This is a genomic window from Variovorax sp. GW821-FHT10B04, assembly GCF_059415645.1.
On sequence record NZ_JBWKNQ010000002.1, the window covers coordinates 627,759 to 650,003 of the forward strand.

At 69.8% G+C, this 22,245-nt stretch carries 15 protein-coding genes; 11 read left to right on the top strand and 4 right to left on the bottom strand.

From position 1 onward, the window contains the following. Positions 1-32: 32 nt before the first annotated feature. Positions 33-851 (bottom strand): transglutaminase-like domain-containing protein, encoded by an 819-nt coding sequence (locus AC07PZ_RS07980; RefSeq protein WP_495294510.1) that lies wholly within the window; start codon positions 849-851, stop codon positions 33-35. A gap of 328 nt (positions 852-1,179) precedes the next feature. Between AC07PZ_RS07980 and AC07PZ_RS07985 the strand changes: the two genes are divergently transcribed. The 11 genes from AC07PZ_RS07985 to AC07PZ_RS08035 all read left to right on the top strand — a co-directional run bounded on the left by AC07PZ_RS07985 (position 1,180) and on the right by AC07PZ_RS08035 (position 18,309). Next, complete coding sequence (locus AC07PZ_RS07985) at positions 1,180-1,326, top strand: hypothetical protein (RefSeq protein ID WP_495294511.1); 147 nt, start codon at positions 1,180-1,182, stop codon at positions 1,324-1,326. Positions 1,327-1,383: 57 nt separating this feature from the next. After that, entirely contained in the window at positions 1,384-3,564 is a 2,181-nt protein-coding gene (gene katE / locus AC07PZ_RS07990; protein ID WP_495294512.1) for a catalase HPII, read from the top strand. 184 nt (positions 3,565-3,748) lie between these two features. Then, entirely contained in the window at positions 3,749-5,497 is a 1,749-nt protein-coding gene (locus AC07PZ_RS07995; protein ID WP_495294513.1) for a diguanylate cyclase domain-containing protein, read from the top strand. A 195-nt stretch (positions 5,498-5,692) separates the two neighbouring features. Next, the gene (locus AC07PZ_RS08000; protein ID WP_495294514.1) at positions 5,693-7,846 is read left to right on the top strand and encodes a CHAT domain-containing protein; all 2,154 of its coding nucleotides are present in this window, start codon (positions 5,693-5,695) and stop codon (positions 7,844-7,846) included. Beyond that, positions 7,843-9,585 (top strand): ShlB/FhaC/HecB family hemolysin secretion/activation protein, encoded by a 1,743-nt coding sequence (locus AC07PZ_RS08005; protein WP_495294515.1) that lies wholly within the window; start codon positions 7,843-7,845, stop codon positions 9,583-9,585. Before AC07PZ_RS08000 ends, AC07PZ_RS08005 begins: the two co-directional genes overlap by 4 nt. After that, positions 9,585-15,164: a two-partner secretion domain-containing protein gene (locus tag AC07PZ_RS08010; protein ID WP_495294516.1), complete on the top strand. Its 5,580-nt coding sequence runs from the start codon at positions 9,585-9,587 to the stop codon at positions 15,162-15,164. Before AC07PZ_RS08005 ends, AC07PZ_RS08010 begins: the two co-directional genes overlap by 1 nt. Positions 15,165-15,317: 153 nt before the next feature. After that, a complete protein-coding gene (locus tag AC07PZ_RS08015) occupies positions 15,318-16,538 on the top strand; it encodes a DUF6402 family protein (protein WP_495294517.1) in 1,221 nt (406 codons plus the stop codon). Next, on the top strand, positions 16,538-16,930 hold the full coding sequence (locus AC07PZ_RS08020) for a hypothetical protein (protein ID WP_495294518.1): 393 nt from the start codon (positions 16,538-16,540) through the stop codon (positions 16,928-16,930). The genes AC07PZ_RS08015 and AC07PZ_RS08020 overlap by 1 nt, the downstream gene beginning before the upstream one ends. An 82-nt stretch (positions 16,931-17,012) precedes the next feature. Further along, a complete protein-coding gene (locus tag AC07PZ_RS08025) occupies positions 17,013-17,402 on the top strand; it encodes a hypothetical protein (RefSeq protein WP_495294519.1) in 390 nt (129 codons plus the stop codon). Beyond that, positions 17,402-17,836 (top strand): hypothetical protein, encoded by a 435-nt coding sequence (locus AC07PZ_RS08030; protein WP_495294520.1) that lies wholly within the window; start codon positions 17,402-17,404, stop codon positions 17,834-17,836. Before AC07PZ_RS08025 ends, AC07PZ_RS08030 begins: the two co-directional genes overlap by 1 nt. Before the next feature lie 14 nt (positions 17,837-17,850). Beyond that, positions 17,851-18,309: a hypothetical protein gene (locus tag AC07PZ_RS08035; protein WP_495294521.1), complete on the top strand. Its 459-nt coding sequence runs from the start codon at positions 17,851-17,853 to the stop codon at positions 18,307-18,309. Between the two features lie 42 nt (positions 18,310-18,351). Here the strand turns inward: AC07PZ_RS08035 and AC07PZ_RS08040 are convergent, their stop codons facing one another. From AC07PZ_RS08040 to AC07PZ_RS08050, 3 genes are read right to left on the bottom strand one after another with little or no spacing between them, the layout of a single operon-like run. Beyond that, entirely contained in the window at positions 18,352-19,182 is an 831-nt protein-coding gene (locus AC07PZ_RS08040; RefSeq protein WP_495294522.1) for a hypothetical protein, read from the bottom strand. A gap of 26 nt (positions 19,183-19,208) precedes the next feature. Continuing rightward, positions 19,209-21,137, bottom strand: coding sequence for a hybrid sensor histidine kinase/response regulator (locus AC07PZ_RS08045; RefSeq protein ID WP_495294523.1), 1,929 nt, complete (start codon positions 21,135-21,137; stop codon positions 19,209-19,211). Beyond that, positions 21,134-22,195 (bottom strand): ABC transporter substrate binding protein, encoded by a 1,062-nt coding sequence (locus AC07PZ_RS08050; protein ID WP_495294524.1) that lies wholly within the window; start codon positions 22,193-22,195, stop codon positions 21,134-21,136. Before AC07PZ_RS08050 ends, AC07PZ_RS08045 begins: the two co-directional genes overlap by 4 nt. Between the last annotated feature and the right edge of the window lie 50 nt (positions 22,196-22,245).

Consider the following 22,245-nt stretch of genomic DNA (forward strand, 5'->3'; position numbering starts at 1 on the left):
CGACCTGCGCAGGCCGGACACGGCCCCCGGATCTACGCGAAGACTTCCTCGGTCGTCACTTCGAAGCGCTGCAGCGTGTTCTCGCCGAAGACCATCGTGATCGGCACGTCGGCCGCGTCACGGCCACGGGCGATCACGATGCGGCCGATGCGTGGTGCGTTGTGCCGTGCGTCGAAGGTGTGCCAGCGGTCGCCGAGGTAGACCTCGAACCAGGCGCTGAAATCCATCGGGTAAGGCACGGCCGGCACGCCGATGTCGCCCAGGTAGCCGGTCACGTAGCGCGCCGGAATGTTCATGCAGCGGCACAGCGTGATCGCGAGATGGGTGAAGTCGCGGCACACGCCGACCTGTTCGCGGTAGCCCTCCAGCGCGGTGCGCGTGGCGCGCGCCCGCTGGTAATCGAAGCGCAGATGCTGGTGCACGAAGTCGACGATCGCCTGCACGCGGTGCCAGCCCGGCTGCACGCCACCGAAGCGGCTCCAGGCGAAGGCCAGCAACTCGCTGTCGACTTCGCAGTAGCGGCTCGGCAGCAGGAAGGGCAGCGTCGACACCGGCAGGTCGGCCGGCGCATGGGCGATGGCGCCGTAGTCGACCGGATCGAGCCAGCCGGTGTCGTAGACCACGGCCTCGTTGCGCAGCCGCACGCTGTTGACGCCGTAGGGAATCTGCACCCGCGCGCAGTGGTTGTCGAACGCGTCGCGGTAGTGATCGGTCACGAGCGGCGGACTGATCGTGATGTTCTCGCTGCCCTGGATGTCCGCAGCCCGCGACGGGTGGACCTGCAGCATGTAGATCAGCGCGGTGGGAGCGCTGACGCCCAGTTCGATGTCGTAGCCGATTTTGATGAGCATGAGGCCGCTTTTCGGAAAGTGTGGGATGGGCAGGGGGTGCCAAGCATGTTCGGTGCCGTCTTCCGGCGCCCTGCGCGGCTGATGCTAGGGATGCCGCATGACGCGCACCAGCGGCAGACGCCTGAAGTCGCGTAGGCCAACGCAGATGTAGGACGTGTCCTGCAAGCATCGTTCTGTCGCGCCGACATCCCGCGGCGCGGCGCCACTACGGTTGCGTGCTGCACCAACACCTACGCTCCGTTACCAACTGCGACGCTTCTGCCACACATGGCCGGCAGCGCAGCATGCCCACCACTTCATTCTTTTCTGCTTCAAGGACATCAACATCATGGAACTGTCATCGCTGATCGGTGCGCTCAACGCAGCATGGATCGACGACTTCCTGATCTGGTCGGTCGCGGCCATCGCCGGGACCATTGGGCTGGTCGCCCTCGTGAACGCCGTCGACATGTTTCTCGAAGCCGAAGCCGGTTGACCGCGCCGGCCGCCAGGTGCCCGCGCGGCGCCTCTTCCTCCCCCACGAAAGGTCGTCATGACGCCACGTAACAAGGCGGCGGCAGGCCGCCGTCCCAAGGCCAGCGAAGGCAGCAACGCCAAGCAGCAGCAGCTCGCGGGCTTCACCGAAGAACCGACCGCCACCCTGACCACCAACCAGGGCCTGCAGATCCCCGACAACCATAACTCGCTGAAAGCCGGCGTGCGTGGGCCGACGCTGCTGGAGGACTTCATCCTCCGCGAGAAGATCACCCATTTCGACCACGAGCGCATTCCAGAGCGGGCCGTGCATGCACGCGGCTCGGCGGCGCACGGCTATTTCCAGGTCTACAAGTCGATGTCGCAGTTCACCTGCGCCGACTTCCTGCAGGACCCGGCGCAGAAGACGCCCGTTTTCGTGCGCTTCTCGACGGTCGCTGGCGGTGCAGGATCGGCCGATACTGTGCGCGACGTGCGCGGCTTCGCCGTCAAGTTCTACACGCAGCAGGGCAACTACGACCTGGTCGGCAACAACATCCCGGTGTTCTTCATCCAGGACGCGATGAAGTTCCCGGACCTGGTCCATGCCGTGAAGATGGAGCCGCACCACGGCATGCCGCAGGCGGCCAGCGCGCACGACACCTTCTGGGACTTCGCCTCGCTGATGCCCGAGACCACCCACATGCTGATGTGGGCCATGAGCGACCGCGCCATCCCGCGCAGCTACCGGATGATGGAAGGCTTCGGCGTCCACACCTTCCGCTTCGTCAACAGCCGTGGCGAGAGCCATTTCGTCAAGTTCCACTGGAAACCGAAGCTCGGCATCCACGGCCTGGCCTGGGACGAGGCGCAGAAGATCGCCGGCAAGGACGCCGACTTCCATCGGCGCGACCTCTGGGAGTCCATCGAGAACGGCGACTTCCCCGAATGGGAACTCGGCGTGCAGATGATTCCGGCCGACAAGGAGCACGCGTTCGGCATCGACCTGCTCGACCCGACCAAGCTCATTCCCGAAGAGCTGGTGCCGGTGGTGAAGATCGGCAAGATGGTGCTCGACCGCAACCCCGACAACTTCTTCGCCGAGACCGAGCAGGTGGCGTTCCATCCGGGCCACGTCGTGCCGGGCATCGACTTCAGCAACGACCCGCTGCTGCAGGGCCGGCTGTTCTCGTACACCGACACGCAGATCTCCCGGCTCGGCGGCGCGAACTTCCACGAGCTGCCGATCAACAAGGGCGTCTGCCCCTTCCACAACTTCCAGCGCGACGGCATGCACCGCCAGACCATCGCACGCGGCCAGGTCGCCTACGAGCCCAACACGCTGGGCAATGGCACCGAATTCCGCGTCGACGGTGCGAGCGGCGGCTTCCAGTCCTTCCCCGAGGAGATCGAGAGCCCGAAGGTGCGGCGCCGCAGCCCGTCCTTCGACGACCACTTCACGCAGGCGCGCCTGTTCTTCAACAGCCAGAGCGTGGCCGAGAAGGAGCACATCGTGGCTGCGTTCCGCTTCGAACTGTCGAAGCTGGAAGTGCCGGCGATCCGCCAGCGCATCGTCGACAACCTCGCCCACGTCGACGAGAAGCTCGCGCGCCGCGTGGCCGAGCCGCTGGGCATCAACGCACCCGATGCACGCGCCGCAGCCGGCCGGCCGGGCTTTCGCGACCACCGGATCGCGTCCGAGGTTGAGGAATCGCGCGCGCTCAGCATGCTCGACACCGGCGACGGTTCGGTGAAGACGCGCAAGGTCGCGATCCTGGTGGCCGACGGCGTCGATTCGGCATCGCTCAAGCCGATCCGCGAGGCGATCGAGGCAGCCGGCGCCATGTGCAAGGTGGTCGGGCCCCGGCTCGGCACGGTCACCAGCGCTTCGAAGCGCCAGATCGAGGTCGACGCCACCTTCCTCACCATGCCGTCGATCATGTTCGACGCGGTTCTCGTGCCGGCAGGCAAGGACGGCGTTGCCGCCATGGCGCAGATGGGAGAGGCGGTGCACTTCGTGCTCGAAGCCTTCAAGCATTGCAAGGCGATCTGCACGGTTGGCGAAGGCGTTCAGCTGCTGAAGATGCTTGGCGTCGACGACAGCGACGCGCCCAAGCCGGCCGGCATCGTGGTGGCGCCCACGCCGGTGACCAACCTGGGCGACACCACCGCCGCCACGCAAATCGCGCAGAACTTCATTGCCGCGATGGCGAAGCATCGCCACTGGGATCGCGCCAACGTCGACGCCGTGCCGGCTTGAGCCGGGCCCTGCAGCACGCCCGTTTCGCGACGGTGGCGTGCCGCAGGAGGCGGGCGGAGTTGCCACGCCGCGCCACAATTTGCCAGAAACGTTTCAAAGTGTGGCCTTTTGCGTGCACCTTGGTTTACGCTGCGAGCCATGGAGACGTGTTCGTACTCTGGCTGGATTCGATTCCGGGCGCGCCATGGCTGACGCCGTGGCGATGCTGCGTGCGCTCACCGAGGCACTCGACGGCCTTGGCGTCGCCGCCTGCGTGTTCGATCAGGACGACGCCTCGCTGGTCTGGAACCGCAGCTTTCTGACGCTCTTCCCCGAGCACGCTCCCTACATCTACGTCGGCGAAGCCTATGCGTCGAACCTGCGCCGCTTCTATGGCGGCCGGCTCAGCGAAGACGAGCTGCCGCGGCTCGAGCGCTATGTCGAGGAGGGCGTGGCGCGCCACCGTGCGCAGCAGCGGCCTTTCCGTTTCGAGCACAACGGCGTCCAGCTGACGGTGTCGACGGCGCCGCTCGAAGGCATCGGCAGCATCCGGATGTGGCGCGCCGAAGGGCTGGCGGGCGCGACGGCCCTGCTGCCGCTGCTGCCCGTCACCACCGGCGAGGCCATGGCGCTCGCCGACAGCGCCTGGTTCGACCACGTCGCCGAAGGCGTGATGGTCACCGGCGCCGGGCGTGTGATCACCTGGGTCAACCAGGCCTTCGTCACCATGTACGGCCTGAGCGAGCGCGCGGCCGTCAGCGGCCTGCAGTTCGAGGACGTCTACCGCCTGGCCTGGCTCGGCGCCGCGTCGTCCGAGCAACCGCTGTTCGAGCGTGGCATGACCGTGCTGACCGAAAACCTGCGCTTCTCCGGCGCGCCCTTCGAGGTGCCGCTGCCGGGCGCGCGCTGGACCCGTGTCACCGAGCAGCGCGGCCCCGAAGGCCAGGGCTTCTTCGCGCACGTCGACATCACCATGCTCAAGCGCCAGCAGCAGCAATTGCTGCTGGCCGAGCGGCGCGCGCGCGAGAGCGAGGCGCTGCTCAAGCAGAAATCGCTGTTGCTGGAGACCACGCTCGACCGCATGGAGCAGGGGCTCATGATGGTCAATGCCGATCGCGTGGTGGAGGTCTGCAATCGCCGCGCCATCGAGCTGCTCGAACTTCCGCGCGAACTCATGGCCTCGCGCCCGAGCTTCAACGAGGTGCTCGCCTGGCAGTGGGCGCATGACGAGTTTGCGGCGGTGCCGGACGACATACAGCAGTTCGTGCGTGCGGGCGGCATCCTCGACCAGCCGCACTGCTACGACCGCAAGCGCCCGGACGGCCGGGTGATCGAAGTGCAGAGCGTGCCGATCAAGGGCGGCGGCATCGTGCGCACCTACGAGGACATCACCGAGCGCCGTCGCAACGAGGAACGCATCCGCCACCTCGCGCGCCACGACGGGCTGACGTCGCTGGTCAACCGCAGCGTGTTCCTGGAGCAGCTGGCCGAAGCGGTGGATCTCGCGCGGCGGCGCGGTGGCGCCTTTGCGGTGCACTTCGTCGACATCGACGAATTCAAGCCGGTGAACGACCGCTACGGCCACGCGGTGGGCGACAAGGTGCTGGCGCTGATCGCGCACCGCATGCGTCAGGCGGTGGGCGAGGGCGACGTGGTGGCGCGCATGGGCGGCGACGAATTCGCGATCCTGCAGGCCGGCGCCAGCGATGCCGACAGCGCCTGTGCGCTGGCGCAGCGCATTCTCGACACGCTGCGCCAACCCATGCAGATCGAGACCTTCCACCTGCAGCTCGGCGCCTCGCTGGGCGTCGCGCTCTATCCGACCGGCGGCGACGAGGCCGACCTGCTGCTGCGCAACGCCGATGCGGCGATGTACATCGCCAAGGCCACCGGCAGCAGCAGCCCGCGAATCTATGGCGAGCCGTGCGGCGGCACGGGCGCGGTCGCGGCCTGATCAAGGCGGAGGTGCTGCTGCAGGGCCCGTGCATGCGTGCCGATCGCCACCCCTACACCCTTCGCGCTAGACCGTCTTGCGAATAGCCGTACCGCCCCCCGCTTCCTAGACTGCCCCCACGAGGCCTGACAGGCGCGCACTTCCGCGGCGCCGGTGTCTGCAAGCGCAGACCCGAAGGCCATGTGCGGGGGTCGAATGGAACGGATTTCGAGGTTCGGCAGGGCGCTGTCTGCGCGCACCTGCATCGCCATCGCGATCGGGCTGGGCACGCTGCAGGCGGGCTCCGGGTTGCATGCGCAGCCCCAGGCGCCCGACGCCGAACGCGCCGCCAGCGAGCAGGAGCAGGCCCGGCTGGCCGACAGCGACACGCTGCTGGCGCTGAGCAACGACGGGGCTGTGCTGTATGCGCAGGACAGCGTCAAGCTGTCCGGCTACCAGTACTGCAGCCAGGCCGTCGCACTGGCCGAAGCGGGCGAGTTCCGCCAGAGCGTGCGGGCCGCGAGCAAGGCGCTGCACCTGGCGAACACGACGCGCGACCCGAACCTGCTCGCGCTCGCCAACCGCGATCTGTCGATCGTCTACAGCTACTCGGGTCAGCTCGACAAGGCCGAGGAATTCGCGCGCGAGGCGCTGCGCCATCCGGCGCGCGACCCGAAGCTCGTGGTCGGTCCGGCCAACAAGGTGCTCGGCGACGTGCTCACGCGGCGCGGCGACTATGCCGCGGCCATCGCGAGCTACGACACCGCGCTGGCCGGCAGTTCGCCGCGCTACGCACCGCTGGTGCAGTCCTCGCTGATCAACGTGCTGATCGACTCCGGCGACGCGACGCGCGCGAGGCAGGTCTTCGCGGCGCTGCCGCCCTCGCGCGACCCGCAGCTCGCCGCCCAGATCGACCGCACCCGCGCGCGCCTGCTGCTGGCCGAGGACAAGCCGACGGAAGCGCGCGACGCTTACCTGCAACTCACCGCGCGCAAGGTCGGCACCGACTCCGGCTACTACCAGCTCTGGGCCTGGGACGGCGTCGCGCAGAGCGAGCTGGCGCTCGGCCACAAGCAGGCCGCGGCCGATGCGGTCGGCCATGCGCTCGGCAGCATCGACGGCGTCCGCGCGAAATTCCGCAGCGAGGAATTCAAGATGGGCCTGTTCTCCGACCTGCAGTCGGTGTTCGAGCGCGGCGTCGGCCTCTACAGCGACGTGGGCGACGCGCGCACGGCGTTCGAAGTCAGCGAGCGCAGCCGCTCGCGCGCACTGCTCGACGCGGTGCGCGGCCGTGCCGCCATCAGCAGCGAGGCGGTGGCCACGGTCGACCTCGCCACGCTGCAGCGCACGCTCGCGCCGGACGAGCGTGTGGTGCAGTTCCACAGCCTGCCCGATGCGCTGCAGGCCTGGGTGATCGGGCCCGACGGCATCCGCGCGACCCGCATCGACATCAAGCGCGACGACCTGACCGAGCTCGTCGAGGGCTTCCGCAACTCCGTCGTGCGCGGCCGGCGCGCGGCCATCGCCAATGCCGACAAGCTCGGCGCGGCGCTGCTCGGCCCGCTCGCATTGCAGCCCGGCCAGCGCCTCGTCTTCGTGCCGCACGGGCCGCTGCATTACCTGCCGTTCCAGGCGCTGCGGCTCGACGGCCGCTACCTGATCGAGACGCATCCGGTGTCGGTCGCACCGTCGATGAGCATCGCGGTGCAGCTGGCACAGCGTTCGCCGCGCGTCGAGGCCCGGCTGACCGCCTTCGGCAATCCGCGCATCGAGGACAAGTACGACCTGCCCGGCGCCGAATCGGAGGTGAAGACGCTGGCCGGCCTGTTCCCGCGCAACGACGTCTACATGGGCGCGGCGGCCACCAAGACGCAGTTCCGCGAGGCTGCCGCGCGCACGCCGCTGATGCACGTCGCCGCGCATGCGGAGGCCGACCAGGTCGACCCGCTCTACTCGCGCATCCTGCTGGCCAACGAGGGTGGCAAGCAGAACTTCCTGGAGGCGCACGAGATCATCGGCATGCCGATGCAGCGCACCGCGCTGGTCACGCTGTCGGCCTGCGAATCCGGGCTCGGGCGCATCGCGCAGGGCGACGAGGTGCTGGGCTTCACGCGTTCCTTTCTGGCGGCCGGCACGTCGAGCCTGATCGCCTCGCTCTGGCCGGTGTCGGACGACGCCACGGCGATCCTGATGAGCACGCTGTACGCCGAGCTGGCCAAGGGCCGCGACATCCAGCAGGCGATGCAGGCCGGCCAACTCGCCGTGCTGAAGGAACCCAAGATGGCGCACCCCTTTTTCTGGGCGCCCTTCAACCTGATCGGCAACTGGCGCCTCACGATCGGCGCGCCGATGGCGGGAGCACCGGCATGAAGCGCATGGAAGGCACACACCGCACGTACCAGTTCCCGCTGCCGCCGCGGCGCCGCCATGTGGCGATCGCCACCGCCGCGCTGGCCGCGATCGCGCTCACCGCCACGCCTGGCGCGCACGCCGACGACATGCCGCTGCTGTCCACGCAAGACCCGTGCGGCAGCTGCAACCGGCCGATCGCGCAAGGCCAGCCCGGCCAGGCCGGCACCGTGCCGATGCAGGGCCTGCCGGCCACGCCGGCACCCACGCCGTCGTTCCGTCTCAACGACCTGCGGCTGAACGGCGCCGAAGCGCTGAGCAGCGAAGACCTGCAGGCACTCACGCGTCCCTACATCGGCCGCGACGTCACGCTGGCCGACCTGGAGTCGCTGGCCGAGGCGATCACAGCGCGCTACAAGGAGCGCGGCTTCTTCCTCGCGCAGGCCGTGGTGCCGGTGCAGACCGTGCGCGACGGCATCGTCGAGATCAGCATCGTCGAAGGCCGCATCGGCAAGATCGACGTGGTGGTCGCGCCCGACGCGCCCATCAGCGAGGCCCGCGTGCGCGGCTTCCTCGCGCCGGTCGAGGTCGGGCAGGCGGTGAATGCGCCGGCCTACGAGCGCGCGATGCTGCTGCTGTCCGACCAGCCCGGCGTGCGCGTGAGCTCCGGCCTGCAGGAAGGCACGCAGACCGGCAGCACCGACCTGTCGGTGGAAGTCGCCGCGGCGCCGCGCTACACCTTCGCGGCCGAGGCCGACAACCACGGCACCAAGGAGTCCGGCCGCTACCGCTTCGGCGGCACGGTGCGCTGGCTCAGCCCCTTCGGCATCGGCGACAACCTCGATGCACGGCTGATGGTCTCGGACAGCAACGCGCTGCAGTTCGGCCGCATCGCCTACGAGGCGCCGATCGGCACCAGCGGGCTGCGTGCCGGCCTGGGCCTGGCGCGCGTGAGCTACGAGCTCGGCGGCGACTTCGAGGCGCTCGGCGCGCAAGGCCATGCCGACGTGGCCGACGTGTCGCTCAGCTACCCGCTGATCCGCCAGCGCGAGCAGAACCTGTTCCTGCGGCTGAGCGCCGATTCGAAGCAGCTCACCGACGAGTTCCGCGCGGTCGACTTCGAGTCGCGCAAGCGTGTCAACGGCGTCGGCTTCGGCTGGACCTGGGAGCGCCGCGACAGCTTCTTCGGCGGCGGCTACTGGGCCAGCTCGGGCACGCTGTACCGCGGCGACCTGTCGATCCGCGACGCGCAGAGCCACGACTTCGACCAGAGCCCGGCCGGCCACGCCACCGACGGCGGCTACACCAAGCTGAGCCTGCAGCTGTCGCGGCTGCAGACCGTGCTGCCGCAGCACTCGGTCTATCTGTCGATCGGCGCACAGCGCGCCAGCGGCAACCTCGACCCGTCGGAAAAACTCGCGCTCGGCGGCGCCCGCGCGGTGCGCGCCTATGCCTCGGGCGAGGCGCTGGTCGACGAGGGCGAGATCGCCACGGCCGAATGGCGCTGGTCGCTCAACGAATCGCTCACGCCCTTCGTCTTCTACGACGCGGCGAACGGCCGTCTGGTGCGCGACCCGACGCCCTTCGACGGCCCGAACGGCATCCGCCTGCGCGGCTACGGCCTCGGCCTGGCCTGGTCGCAGCCGGGCAACTTTTCCATCAACGCCACGCTGGCCTGGCGCGACGGCACGCGGCCGGCGCAGACCGACGGCGGCGGCCGCAATCCGCGCCTGTACATCCAGCTGCAGAAGGTCTTCTGATGACACGCACCGCCCGCAACCCGAGCCGTTCCGTCCGGGGTTTCCAGCTGAAGCCGGTGGCCCTCGCGCTGGCGTGCGCAGGCCTCGCGCCGGCGTTCGCGCAGCTTCCGACCGGCCCCAGCGTCATGGCCGGCAGTGTGGTCGTCGGCACGCCGGCCGCACTGGCCGGCGGCGGCCAGTCGCTGGGCATCACTCAGACCACGGCGCGCGGCGTCGTCAACTGGACCAGCTTCTCGATCGGTGCGCTCGACCGGGTCAACATCGTCCAGCCCAGCACGGCCAGCGTGCTGCTCAACCGCGTGACCGGATCGGCCCCATCGCTGATCGCGGGCACGTTGAGCACGTCGCTGGCCGGCGCGCCGACCCAGCGCGGCGGCTCGGTCTTTCTCGTCAATCCGTCGGGCGTGACCTTCGCCGCAGGGTCGTCGGTCAGCGTCGGCGGCCTCGTCGCGTCCACGCTCGACATCAAGGGGCCGGACGAAGCCACGCGCAACGCGAGCTTCATGGCCAGCGGGCTGTTCGACCAGGCGACGGTGAGCCAGTTGAGCTTCGCCGGCAATTCGGCCAACGCGGTGACGGTGGAGTCGGGCGCCACCATCACGGCCGACCCGGGCGGCGGCGCGCATGGCACCGTCGCGCTGCTCGGCGCCGCAGTCAGCAACGCGGGGACGATCACCGCGCCCGGCGGTGCGATCCACCTGGGCTCGGCCAGCGACATGACGCTGTCGTTCGACCCGATCGGCGACGGGCTGACCACGCTGCGCGTCAACGCCGCCTCCACGGTCGGCGCGCTGGCGGAGAACACCGGCTCGCTGATCGCCGATGGCGGGCGCGTCACGCTGCGCGCGGCGGCCACGGCCGCCGGCATGGTCGTGCGCCAGGGCGGCATCGTGCAGGCGAAGTCGCTGAGCACACGCGGCGGCGAGATCGTGCTGGACGCCAGCGCGGGCGCGGCCGGCAACCTCATCAGCATCGAAGGCGGCACGCTCGACGCCAGCGGCACGGTGGCGGGCGTGGCGGGCGGGAAGATCACCGTCAGCGCGCCCGCGATCCGTGTCGACGGCGCCGCGACACTGGACGCGAGCGGCACGGCCGGCGGCACCGTGGGGCTGGCCAGCAGTGGCGCCCTGGGCCTGGCGCCGACCTCGGTGGTGCGGGCCGACGGCACCAGCGGCGCGGGCGGCACCATCACCGTCACCGCGGTCGACGACGCCACGGTGGCCGGCACACTCTCGGCGCGCGGGGCGACCGACGGCGGGCAGATCACGACCGGCGCCCGCGTGCTGCAGGTCGCGCGCACTTCGCAGGTCGACGCGGGCGGCGGCAGCGGCGCCAATGGCCGCTGGGCGCTCGACGCGATCTACAACCTGCACGTCACCGCTGCAGACACCGGCAACGACCCGGTCTACGACCCCGAAGGCTTCGGCGGCACCAACCGCGTATCGGCCGTGGCCGACGCCGCGCTCGGCGGCGCATTGGGCCGCGCGACCGACGTCGTGCTGTCGGGCCAGGGCGTGACCGTGCCGACCACCTTCGCGCCCGACGGCATCCGCTTCGAGGCCGGTGCGCAGGTGCTGAAGACCGAAGGCCGCGCGGCCACTTTCACCGTCAATTCCGACCGCGCCATCACCATGCTCAATGGCAGCGCGATCAGCGCCAGCGCGGGCGCGCTGAACGTCGACTTCAACGCCGACGCGAAGGGCGCCGCGCTGGGAGCGACCGCGCCGATCACCAGCGACGGCGACACCTCGCAGCGGGTCGGCAACATCCAGCTGCAGGGCGCCAGCATCGCGACCGCGGGCGGCAGCATCCGCTTCTACGGGCAGAGCGATCGGGCGGCGGGCCGCGCGATCGGCGGCTATTCGGGCAGCGCGGGCGGCGAACGCGACGGCATCATCGTCAACGCGAGCACGCTCGACACCTGCGATGGCGACGGCTGTGCAGGTGCGGGAAGCATCGCGCTGCGCGGCCAGGGCGCGACCGTCAGCGGCTTCAGCGGACTCACGGCCGGCGCCGGCGTGCTGGTGAGCGGCGGCACGCTGCGCACCGGTGCCGGCGCGATCACCCTCGACGGCCGCGGCGGGCTCGGCGCCAGCGGTGTGCAGATCCAGAGCTACACACCGCCGGTCGCGTCCGGCCCGGGCCTGACCACGCCGAGCCGGCTGCTGTCTGCCGGCGGCGACGTCACGCTCACCGGCAGCAGCCGCGGCTGGGCCGCGGGCGAGACCGCCAACACCTACGACGGCACGTCCGGCAACGCCGGCGTGCGCATCGGTGGCACGGAGCTGCAGACCGGTGGCAACGTGCGCATCGACGGCCAGGGCGCCGACGTGAGCCTGCTTCAGCAGGACGCCGACTTCCTCGGGGCCGCGGCATCGGCCAACAGCGGTGCCGGCAGCAACTTCGGCGCGTCGCTGGGCGTGCAGATCATCGGCAGCAGCATCACCGCCGGCACCGGCCGGCAGCTCGAGGTGCGGGGCACCGCGGGCTCGCGCGGCTTCAACGTGAGCGGTGCCACGCCGGTGGTCACGCCGTCGGCCATCGACAGCTACGGCGTGCTGGTACAGGCCGGGCTGACCAACGGCCTGCAGGCGGAAGGCGGCCAGATCACCATCGACGGCCGCGGCACCGACGTCGGCCTGGTGCAGTTCGGCCCCGGGCCGCTGGACGCGCCGGCCTATGCCAGCGCACCGGTCTATGCGGCCGGCACCACGCCGCGCCAGCTGGTCAGCGCGGCGAGCAGCACCGGCAGCGGCGGCAGCATCGCGATCACCGGGCGCAACGTGGTGATCGACGGCAACAACACCGTCGCGCAGATCGACGCCAGCGGCGCCACCGGCGGCGGCAGCGTCACGGTGCGCGGTGTGGCGCAGGCGGGCGTGGCGGCCAGCGGCATCGTGTCGGCCGGCCCGTCGTCGCTGATCGCGACCAACGCCACGGGAGACACCGGCAACGGCGGCAGCGTGCAACTGGTGGGCGACAGCACACTGCGCGCCTTCGGCCAGTTGCAGGCGCGCGGCGGCAGCACGGGCGGCAACGGCGGCAATGTCGAGACCTCGGCGCCGTACTTCGACCTGAGCGGGCTGACCATCGATGCCTCGGCCGTCGCCGGCACCGCGGGTGCGTGGCTGATCGACCCGTTCGACGTGAGCATCGTGCCGGGCGCGGCCGTCGGCAGCCTGCCGACCAACCCCTTCGTGCCGCTGGCGACCTCGGTGGTGCAGGACGGCGACATCAACCGCGCGCTCAATGCCGGCACCAGCGTCACCATCACGACCGGCACCGGCGGCTCGGCGTTCGACGGCGACATCGTGTTCGCCGCGGGCGCGAACATCAACTACACCGCCGCCAACGGTCCGCTGACCTTCCGGCTCGACGCGAACCGCAGCATCCGCACCGCGTCGTCGAACGTGACGATCCAGTCCTCCGGCGCGGGCGATGCGCTCAACGTGGTGTTCAACGCCGACGCGAACAACAGCGGCCCGTCGGTCGGTGGCGGTCAGGTCAGCTTCGACGGCGCGATCTACACCAACGGCGGCGACGTCGCCATGAACGGCAACTGGTCGGCCACCGGCAGCGGCGACGGCGCCATCGCGCTGCGCGGCGTGACCATCGACACGCGCGTGGGCCGCAGCGATGCGGGCGCGGGCGGCAACGTGGCGCTCAACGGCCAGACCACCACGCCGGTCGCCAACGACCTGTCGACGCTGCCGGCGATATTGATCAACAACACCACCATCGCGACCTCGACCGGCAGCGTGACGATCGACGGCAGCGCCACCAACAACACCGGCGTGCGCATCGACGCGGACTCGGCCATCACGACCACCAGCGGCAACGTGAGCGTGACCGGCCGCGGCACCGACAAGCCGGCCGGCGCCGGTGCCGGCGGCAGCCCGCTGGTGCCCTCGGCCGGCGTGCTGGTGAGCCGCGCGAGCATCGGCACGGTGGCCGGCGGCATCACGCTGCGCGGCTACGTCGACGACACGCCCAAGGCCGCGTCGTCGGCCAGCGCCGGCGTGCGCGTGCAGGACGGCGCGCAGATCGCGACCAGTGGCGGCGGCGACATCGAGATCAGCGGGCGTGCCCTGACCGGCGGCGCCGGCGTGGTGCTGCAGCCCGGGCTGACGCCGGCTTCCGCGCCCGGCGCCACGCCGGGCGTGAGCGGCAGCCGCCATGTGCTGCTGCGCGCGGGCAACGACGGCAGCGCCGACGCCATCGTCATCGAGGCGCCAGTGGCGGCGGCCGGCGTGCTGAACCTGCGGCCCGGCAGCGTCGATGCGACCGGTGCGGCGTCCGACAGCACCACCACGCCGATCGTGCTCGGCGGCGGCGCAGCCAACGGCTTCGCGGTGTCCTCGGCGGAGTTCGCGCAACTGCAGGCGCCGACCATCGTGGTGGGCAGCGACGCGCAGGCGGCGGACATCCGCGTGGCCGGCGCCATCGCCACGCCGAACGCGCTCACGCTGCAGAACGCCGGCGGCGGCAACATCGCGCTCGAAGGCGCGGTGTCGGCGTCCACGCTCGGCCTGCTGTCGGCCGGCAATGTCACGCAGACCGCTGCCGCGCCGATCACCGCGGGCACGCTGCTCGCGCGCTCGACCGGTGGCGCGGTCGACCTGTCGAGCGCGGCCAACGACGTCGGCACGCTGGGCGGCAGCGCCGCGGGCGGCTTCCGCTATGTCGATGCGAACGCGCTCACGGTCGGCCCGGTGTCGGTGCTGGGCGTCGACGCCGCGGCGAGCCTGCCGCAGGCCGAGAGCACGGGCACGCTCGGCGCGAGCAGCGTGCTGGTGCGCACGCTCACCGGCGATCTCTCGCTGGGCACCGACGTGAGCGGTGCCAGCGGCACCGACCTGGTGGCCGGTGCGCGCTTCCAGAACCTCGGCGCCCATGCGATCGGCGGCGGCAACTGGCGCATCTGGGCCGACACCTGGATCGGCGAAACACGCGGCGGCCTCGCGGGTTCGGGCCCGTTGCCCAACCTGTACCACTGCGCCTACCTGGGGCTTTGCACGGTGACCGTGCCACCCACGGACAACCACTTCATCTATGCGCAGCAGCCGACCGCCACCGTGGTCGTCGGCAACGCCACGCGTAACTTCGGCGCGGCGAATCCACCCTTCGTCTACAGCGTGACCGGCCTGATCCTGGGCGACGGCGCGGGCAGCGTGAGCGGCACGCCGCAGACCGCGGCCGGCCCCGGCAGCGCACCCGGCAGCTATGCGATCGGCGGCAGCTTCAGCTCCGCCGCCGGCTATGCGATCAACGTGGTCGCGGGCCGGCTCGACGTGACCGCCGTGGCACCGCCGCCGCCACCACCGCCCGACGTGCCTTCGGCGCCGCTTCGGATGCTCACGCTGCAGGTCGCCGACGTGCTGCGCGACCTGCCGCTGACCTACACCTTCGACCGCAACATCGGCCCACCGCCGATCTGCTTCGCGACCGGGCCGCTCGACGGCGACCGGGCCTCGCAAGGCGGCGACGTGCTGGCGCGCGAATGGTCGCGCGTGCGCTCGCGGCCCAACCTGCTGAGCTGCGTGAGCACCGACCGCCGCAACGGCTGCGCCGACTTCTGACGGCGCCAGTCGTCGCCCGATGTCGCCGGTACCGCCGGCGGCACCGGCGGCGCGGCAGGTGCGCGCGACGGACGTTGCCGTGCGGCTTCCGTACGGTCTTGTTGCGGATGTGCTGCAAAGCCAGACTGGCCTCCTTCACAAGGGAGTCCAAGCATGGCCAAAGCCATCGAACCATCGTTTCTGTATCTCAAGTCCAGCGACTTCCTCCGCACCTGGAAGGCGCGGGAGTGCACGCCCTGCAGCGTGACGGGCGCGCAGTTGACCTTTGCGCGCAAAGCGCCGCGCACGGCCCACCAGCGGCCGAAAGTGGAGGTGCCCGAACGGGCGCAGAAGGAGGTGGCTCCACGGTCTCGCCACGCGCCGGACGAGCCGCCGCAAAGGATGTCGAAGCGCTTCATGGACACCTGGGATGCCGTGGAAGGCTGGATGAACCAGCCGTCGCCGATCCCGTGGCGACCGTTCGCGGCGCCCCTGCCGCCGCCTCCGCCCAAGCCTCCGGCACCGCCACCTCCATCGGTGCCGCTGTTCGATCTGCAGGAGATACCCGGCGCGATGCGGAAGGTCGGGATGCCGGTGGCGGCGAAGCTGCAGGAGCGGTGGTTTGCGGGGGAGGAGAATTATTCGCGGTCGGGGCAGGATGTAAGGGACGAGATCGACCAGAACGGGGCGCGCTATGCACCTGCCTTTGTTGACTCGACGACGGTGACGATGGAGTGGGTGCTGTCGTTTCGGCGGGCTAGGCAGGTTCTGAATGACCTCGTCGAAAAACACCTGAGAACCGATGCAGCATTTACTGAGCTGAGGAAAAAGTTGGCACCGTATGCGAACAGAGAAGAGATTCTTGGTTGGAAAGTTGCCAACGCGGACTTCCTCGAGTTTCATAGGAAATTCCAATTCCAGTTTCGTGCGGCCAACTCGACGCTCGGCCAGAAGTTCACGGAGTTCCTGAGGCGCGAAGCGATCGCGGAAGGCGTCCCCGACGACCTGACGGGCGCTCTCGGCGCATTCAATTTCTACGCTGCTGTCCAGGCCGCGCGGTTCGACCATTCGATGAAAGGAAGGGTCACGGCCGAGGTAACTCATATTTCGGTCTATGTGCGCGACGCCTATGAGTTCTCGGGTGATCAGTACCTGGGGCACTGGAGCAAAAAACATGTCGGGGTTGTTCCGGCTTACCAAGCGGTCGGCGGTCGCGACATCGGTGAATGGCTGCGCCAGCCGATCCAGGATGGCAGGGACGGCGACTTTCTATATCCCGTCACCAACGAGGACTACCGGAACTGGCGCCAGGCCCACAGACAAGGCGGCGACTTCATGATCTATACCGACCGGCTGCAGATGCGGCTCGATTCACCGATCCGGGTGGTGCTGTGATGAACGCCGGCCGTTCCAGAAATCGCTTGATCCTGCTGCGGCGATTCGTTGCATGGATCGTCGTGCTCGGCGCCGTCGTTCTCCTGATCGACTACAGCCTCGATGTCAGCAAGCGCAGGTCTTGGGTGCCCACTTGCGTATGGAACGCTGTCCCCAACCCTGGCAATGCGCCGTATGTTGCCCGTTGGTGCGCTTTGACCACAGACACGATTCTCTTCAGACTCTACGACGCCAATATGCAGGAACTGCTTGCCGAGCGGACTTACATGCAATTGGACAGCGCGCACATCAACTGGGCACCGGATCGCATCTGGTACGACACCTCTCCGGACGATATGTACGTCAGTCTGCCCCCGACCTGGCTCGACCGCCTGCGCGCCAAGCTGCCGTGATGCGAGGGCCGAATATGAAATGCAAAGTCCATGTCGACCGACTGCAGATGCGGCTCGATTCACCGATCCGGGTGGTGCTGTGATGAACGCCGGCCGTTCTGGAAATCGGTTGATCCTGCTGCGGCGATTCGCCGCATGGATCGTCGTGCTCGGCGCCATCGTTCTGCTGATCAACTACAGCCTCGATGTCCGCAAGCGCCTATCCAGAGAGCCTGATTGCGTATGGGATCCCGTTCCGAATTTTGAGATTGCGCCCTATGTGGCTCGCTATTGCTATCTAACCAAAGAAGTCGTAGTGCTGAGGCTTTATGACGCCAAGGAGGCGGAATTGCTTGCAGAAAGAATGTACTTTGAACAGGGTATGGCGAAGATCTTCTTTACGCCCCGTGCGCTGGTCTATAACACTTCGACAGGCGACGCGATCTCGTTGCCCCCAACCATCCTTGACCGCTTACGCGCCAAGCTGCCGTAATGAGTGAAGACAATGCATGGAATTCAGAGTCAATGTCAGGTGCTCGCACCCGCCGTTCCAGAAATCGCTTGATCCTGCTGCGGCGATTCGTTGCATGGATCGTCGTGCTCGGCATCGTCGTTCTCCTGATCGACTACAGCCTTGATGTCAGCAAGCGCCGGTCTTGGGAACCCGCGTGTGTGTGGGACTCCGATCCGAACCCGGGAAACGCGCCCTATGTCGCCCGCTGGTGCAAGCTGACCAAAGACACGATTCTTTTCAGGCTCTACGACACCAATACGCAGGAACTGCTTGCCGAGCGGACTTACATGCAATTGGACGACGCGCATATCAACTGGGCGCAGGATCGTGTCTGGTATGACACCTCTCCAGACGACATGTACGTCAGTCTGCCCCCGACGTGGCTCGACCGCCTGCGCGCCAAGCTGCCCTGATGCAAGGACCGAATGTGAAATTCAAAGTCTATGCCGACGCGGTTGCAGATGCAGTTCAATTCGCCAATTCGAGAGATGCTGTCATGAACGCCGGTCGTTTCGAAAATCGCTTGATCCCGCTTCGGCGATTCGTTGCATGGATCGTCGTACTCGGCGTTGTCGTTCTGCTGATCGACTACAGCTTCGATGTCAGCAAGCGCTTGTCCAGAATGCCTGCTTGTCAATGGAGTGACGTTCCAAATCCTCAGAGTGCACCGTATGTCGCGCACTATTGCCATCTGACCAAGGACACCGTCGTGCTGCGGCTCTATAGCGCCAAGGAAAAGAAACTTCTCGCAGAGAGAATGTATTTCGAGCAAAACATAGCAAGGATAAATTGGACTCCTGACAAGTTGCTTTACAGCAAATCTGCGGACGACGTGATCTCATTGCCTCCCACCATCCTCGACCGCCTGCGCGCCAAACTGCCCTAGCCCGACGACGCATCCGTGGCCCGGCTTTGCGGCGCGCCGCGTTCAGCCACGCCCGATGGCGAGCGCGCGGCCCAGGTGGCCGCCATACGCCCGTGCGCCGTGGTGCACCAGCGCCGACTGCGTATCGACGAAGACCTCGCCGCCGATGCCACGCCAGCGCTCGCAGAAGGCGAAGTCTTCGCTCAGGTAGCGGCCGTTGCCGGGTTCGGCCAGCACGTCGAAGAAGCGGTGGTGCGGCCAGTCGATCTCGGCTGCGCCGCCGGCCACGCCTTCAGGTGAATAGCGCAGGTCGGGGCGCGCCTGCGCGAGCCGCTCGAAGGCGCCGCGCGCGATCAGCATGAAGCCCGCCGGCGCGTGCGCGACCGCCAGGAAACCGTCGGCGTCGACCTGAGTGCTGTGCGCAACGTGCCCGACCTGCCCGGCTTCCACGGTGTGCGGCGCGCCCGGCAGCAGGTTGATCGGGAAGCTCGCATGGCGCGCCTCGAAGTCGGCGCGCGTGCTGCCGGCGGGCAACGGTGCCGCGAGGCCTGCGTCCGGCCAGCCGTCGGTCTTCAGCGGATAGGCGCCGGCCACCACGTCGCGGCCTGCCAGCAGCAGCCGCAGCGCGGCCTCGGGCTCGAAGCCGATATCGGCATCGATGAAGAACAGGTGCGTCCAGCGGTCGTCGGCCATGAACTCCGCCACCAGCCGGTTGCGTGCCCGCGGGATCAGGCTGTCGCCGTCGAGAAAGCGCGTCTGCATCGGGAAGCCGTGCGTCCACGCGGCGTTGACCAGGCCGAGCAGGCTGCGCACGTACGCGGTGTGCATCGTGCCGCTGTGGCTGGGCGTAGCGACGAAGGGGCGCAGGCTGCGCAGCGCGCTGGGGTCGAGCATGGGCGAGGTCCGTGTGCGTGAGGTTCTCAGGGGGCGGGCCGCCGCGTGGACAGCAGCGCGCGCAGCCGCGCCGGCGCGACCGGCTTGGTCAGCAGCATCGCGCCATGCTGGTCGAGCCGCTGCAGCGCGTCGGGGCCGGTCGCGCCCGACACCAGCACCGCCAGCGCATGCGGGTGCAGCCGGCGCGTGGCGTCGATCACGTCCATGCCATCGCCGCCGTGGCCCATCTGCAGGTCGGACAGCACGACGTCGAATGGCGCGTCGGGCGCGGCCAGGCGCTGCAGTGCGCCGGCGATGGTGTCCTCGCAGTCGACGTGGCAACCCCACTGCTGCAGCAGCACGCGGCTGCCTTCGAGCGTGCCCAGGTCGTCGTCGACCACCAGGCAGCGCAGGCCGGCGAGCGGCATCGTCAGCGGCTCGTCGGGATGCGGGCAGGGCGCCGTCGGCGCGGGGGACGCGGGTAGCACCAGCGAGAAGGTGCTGCCGCAGCGCAGCGCCGATCGCACGCCGATGCGGGTGCCCAGCAGCGCCGCGATGCGCGCGCAGATCGCCAGGCCCAGGCCGAAGCCCTGGCGCTGGTCGCGCCCGGTGTTGGCCACCTGGTAGAACTCCTCGAAGATGCGCGCATGGTGGATCGGCGCGATGCCTACGCCGTTGTCGCGCACCTCGATGCGCACGCCACCGGCACGGCGCCGGGCCGTCACCAGCACGGTGCCGCCGGCCGGCGCATGGCGGATCGCGTTGCCGACCAGGTTGCCGATCACGCGCTGCAGCAAGCCCACGTCGCTGCGCACCGCCAGACCGCGGTCGCGCCAGCGCAGCCGCACGTCGGCCGCCTCGGCTGCCGACGCATGCTGCGCGGCGATCGCGTCGAACAGCCCGGCCAGCGGCAGCGCGGCGAGCGTGGGCTTGAGCACCTGCGCGTCGAGCCGCGAGATTTCCAGCAGGTCGTCGAGCAGCACGCCCATGAAGCCGGCGCTCTCCTGCAGCCGCAGCACGGCGGGGCGCTGGGCATCGTTCGCCGTGGCGAGCAGGCCGTCGAGGAACAGTCCCATCGCATGCAGCGGCTGGCGCAGGTCGTGGCTGGCGGCGGCCAGGAAGCGGGTGCGCGACAGCGCCGACTGCTCGGCCTCGGCCATGCGCTGCAGCGCCACGGCGGTGGCTTCGCGCACGCGTTCTTCGCTGATCTGCTGGTTGCGCTGCAGCCGTTCGGCCAGGCGGTTGACGTCGTGCGCGAGCGCGACCAGCTCGTGCGGCGGGCCGCCGGCATCGAAGGTGCGCGGCACGGCGCGCACCACCTCGCAACGCGTCTCGAAGCGGCCGGCCTCGAGTGCCGCGACCGTGGCCGACACGCGCCGCAGCGGTCGCGCCACCTTGCGCGCCATCCGCTGCACGGCCAGCCAGGCGGCGAGCATGGTGAGCAGGCCGACCGCCACGCCGGCCAGCAGCGAGCGCATGCGCTCGTGCGCATAGGCGGTGGTGTCGCGGAAGGCCTGCACCTGGCCGATCGGCGCCTCGCCCGCGGTCGAGCCGGCCGGGGCGAAGGCGCTGGCCCGCGAGGCCTCGCGCAGCGTGACGGGTGCCGCGAAGGTGCGCCAGCGGTGGTGCGCGGTCGGCTCGGGGCCGGCCACCACGTGCACGCCGGCGCTGTTGCCGATCTCGATGCGCGTGGCCTGGCCGCCGCGCAGCGCCGCGTTGGCCACGTTCTGCAGCGCCGGCAGGTCGCCGGCGTAAAGGCTCAGGTCCGACATGGCGGCCACCTGCCGCGCCACCGCCTGGCCTTCGGCGTCGAACGCCGTGGCGAGCGCGTCGAGCCGGCTGCGCGTGAACCAGCTGGTGAGCACGAGCGCCACCACGGCGCACGGCAGGATGCCCAGGCGCAGCAGGTCGCGATGCAGGCTGCCGCGTACCGCGAGCGCCGGGCCGATGGCGGGCTGGGCGGAGCTGTCCGTCATCGAAGGGCCGAGATCCGCCGGCCCAGCTCGCGTTCGTCGGGCAGCCGCAGGCCGAGTGCGCGTGCCACCTGCGGGTTGACGCGCACCGTGGCCGGCGCTGCCGCCTCGAGCAGCGGTGCGCCGCCGCTCGCCTGGCCGGTGGCGAGCCGTTCGCACAGGGCGCGTGCCTGCTGCGCGAGCTGGGTCGGCGTCGATACCGCGGCGGCCAGCCCGCCCGAACGCACGAGGCCGTCGCTGTTGCCGAACACCGGCAGGCCCGCCGCCGCCGCCGCGCGCAGCACGGCCAGCGTGGCGGCCTGGTTGTCGCCGACGGCGTCGGGCAGCACCAGCAGCGCGTCGCTCACCAGCACCACGGTGCGCAGCGCGGTCGCGAGCGCATTGGTATCGGGCGCGTACTGGATCTGCAGGTCCCAGCCGGCGGCGGCGCGCTGCAGTTCGCGCAGCAGCGGCTCGGCGTCGACCGTCGTCACCACGCCGAGCCGGCGCTTCTGCGGCAGCACGGCGTCGATCAGCGTGAGCGTGTCGGCCAGCGCCGGATCACGCAGCAGCACGCCGACGCGGCGATCGCTGCGCCGCAGCCCGGGATGGCTGCGCAGACCTTCGTAATCGAGCCGGCTCAGCATGGCGAGCAGCAGCGGCTCCTGGCCCGGCCGTTCGATGGCGGCGCGCGAGGCGGCGGCACCGACCGCCACGGTGACGGGCGCATCGCCCGAACCGGCGCCGGACGCGTTCCGCAGGCTGCGCGTCCGCACACCGGCGACCACGCTGCGGTCGTCGTCATTGGCGGCGGCGTTGCTCGCGGACTCGGCCGGCTCGGTCGCGCCCGAAGGCCCGAGCCGGACGACGTCGACGCGCGCGGCACCGCCTTCGGCGCCTTCGCGCAGCGCGCGCGCGAACTCGGCATGCGCGGGCAGGGCGTCGCCGAGCAGCACCGTCACAGCGGCCGGTGCGCCGCCCGCCGCCAGCAGTGCGCCCAGGCCCACGCAGGTGGCCGCAAGCCATCGGCGCGCGGCGGCACGCAGCGTCCGGAGGTGCGTGGGAAGAGATGTCGCGTGCATGGACTGCCTGCGCAGTGGCTATGGGTGTGCAGCCAATGTACGGACGCCTT

Coding starts and splice junctions, on each gene's coding strand:
- AC07PZ_RS08040 (WP_495294522.1), bottom strand. CDS start 19,182: ATGCTCGACCCCAGCGCGCTGCGCAGCCTGCGCCCCTTCGTCGCTACG.
- AC07PZ_RS07980 (WP_495294510.1), bottom strand. CDS start 851: ATGCTCATCAAAATCGGCTACGACATCGAACTGGGCGTCAGCGCTCCC.
- AC07PZ_RS08030 (WP_495294520.1), top strand. CDS start 17,402: ATGAGTGAAGACAATGCATGGAATTCAGAGTCAATGTCAGGTGCTCGC.
- AC07PZ_RS08020 (WP_495294518.1), top strand. CDS start 16,538: ATGAACGCCGGCCGTTCCAGAAATCGCTTGATCCTGCTGCGGCGATTC.
- AC07PZ_RS08050 (WP_495294524.1), bottom strand. CDS start 22,195: ATGCACGCGACATCTCTTCCCACGCACCTCCGGACGCTGCGTGCCGCC.
- AC07PZ_RS07995 (WP_495294513.1), top strand. CDS start 3,749: ATGGCTGACGCCGTGGCGATGCTGCGTGCGCTCACCGAGGCACTCGAC.
- AC07PZ_RS08005 (WP_495294515.1), top strand. CDS start 7,843: ATGAAGCGCATGGAAGGCACACACCGCACGTACCAGTTCCCGCTGCCG.
- AC07PZ_RS08010 (WP_495294516.1), top strand. CDS start 9,585: ATGACACGCACCGCCCGCAACCCGAGCCGTTCCGTCCGGGGTTTCCAG.
- AC07PZ_RS08045 (WP_495294523.1), bottom strand. CDS start 21,137: ATGACGGACAGCTCCGCCCAGCCCGCCATCGGCCCGGCGCTCGCGGTA.
- AC07PZ_RS08025 (WP_495294519.1), top strand. CDS start 17,013: ATGAACGCCGGCCGTTCTGGAAATCGGTTGATCCTGCTGCGGCGATTC.
- AC07PZ_RS07985 (WP_495294511.1), top strand. CDS start 1,180: ATGGAACTGTCATCGCTGATCGGTGCGCTCAACGCAGCATGGATCGAC.
- AC07PZ_RS08000 (WP_495294514.1), top strand. CDS start 5,693: ATGGAACGGATTTCGAGGTTCGGCAGGGCGCTGTCTGCGCGCACCTGC.
- katE (WP_495294512.1), top strand. CDS start 1,384: ATGACGCCACGTAACAAGGCGGCGGCAGGCCGCCGTCCCAAGGCCAGC.
- AC07PZ_RS08015 (WP_495294517.1), top strand. CDS start 15,318: ATGGCCAAAGCCATCGAACCATCGTTTCTGTATCTCAAGTCCAGCGAC.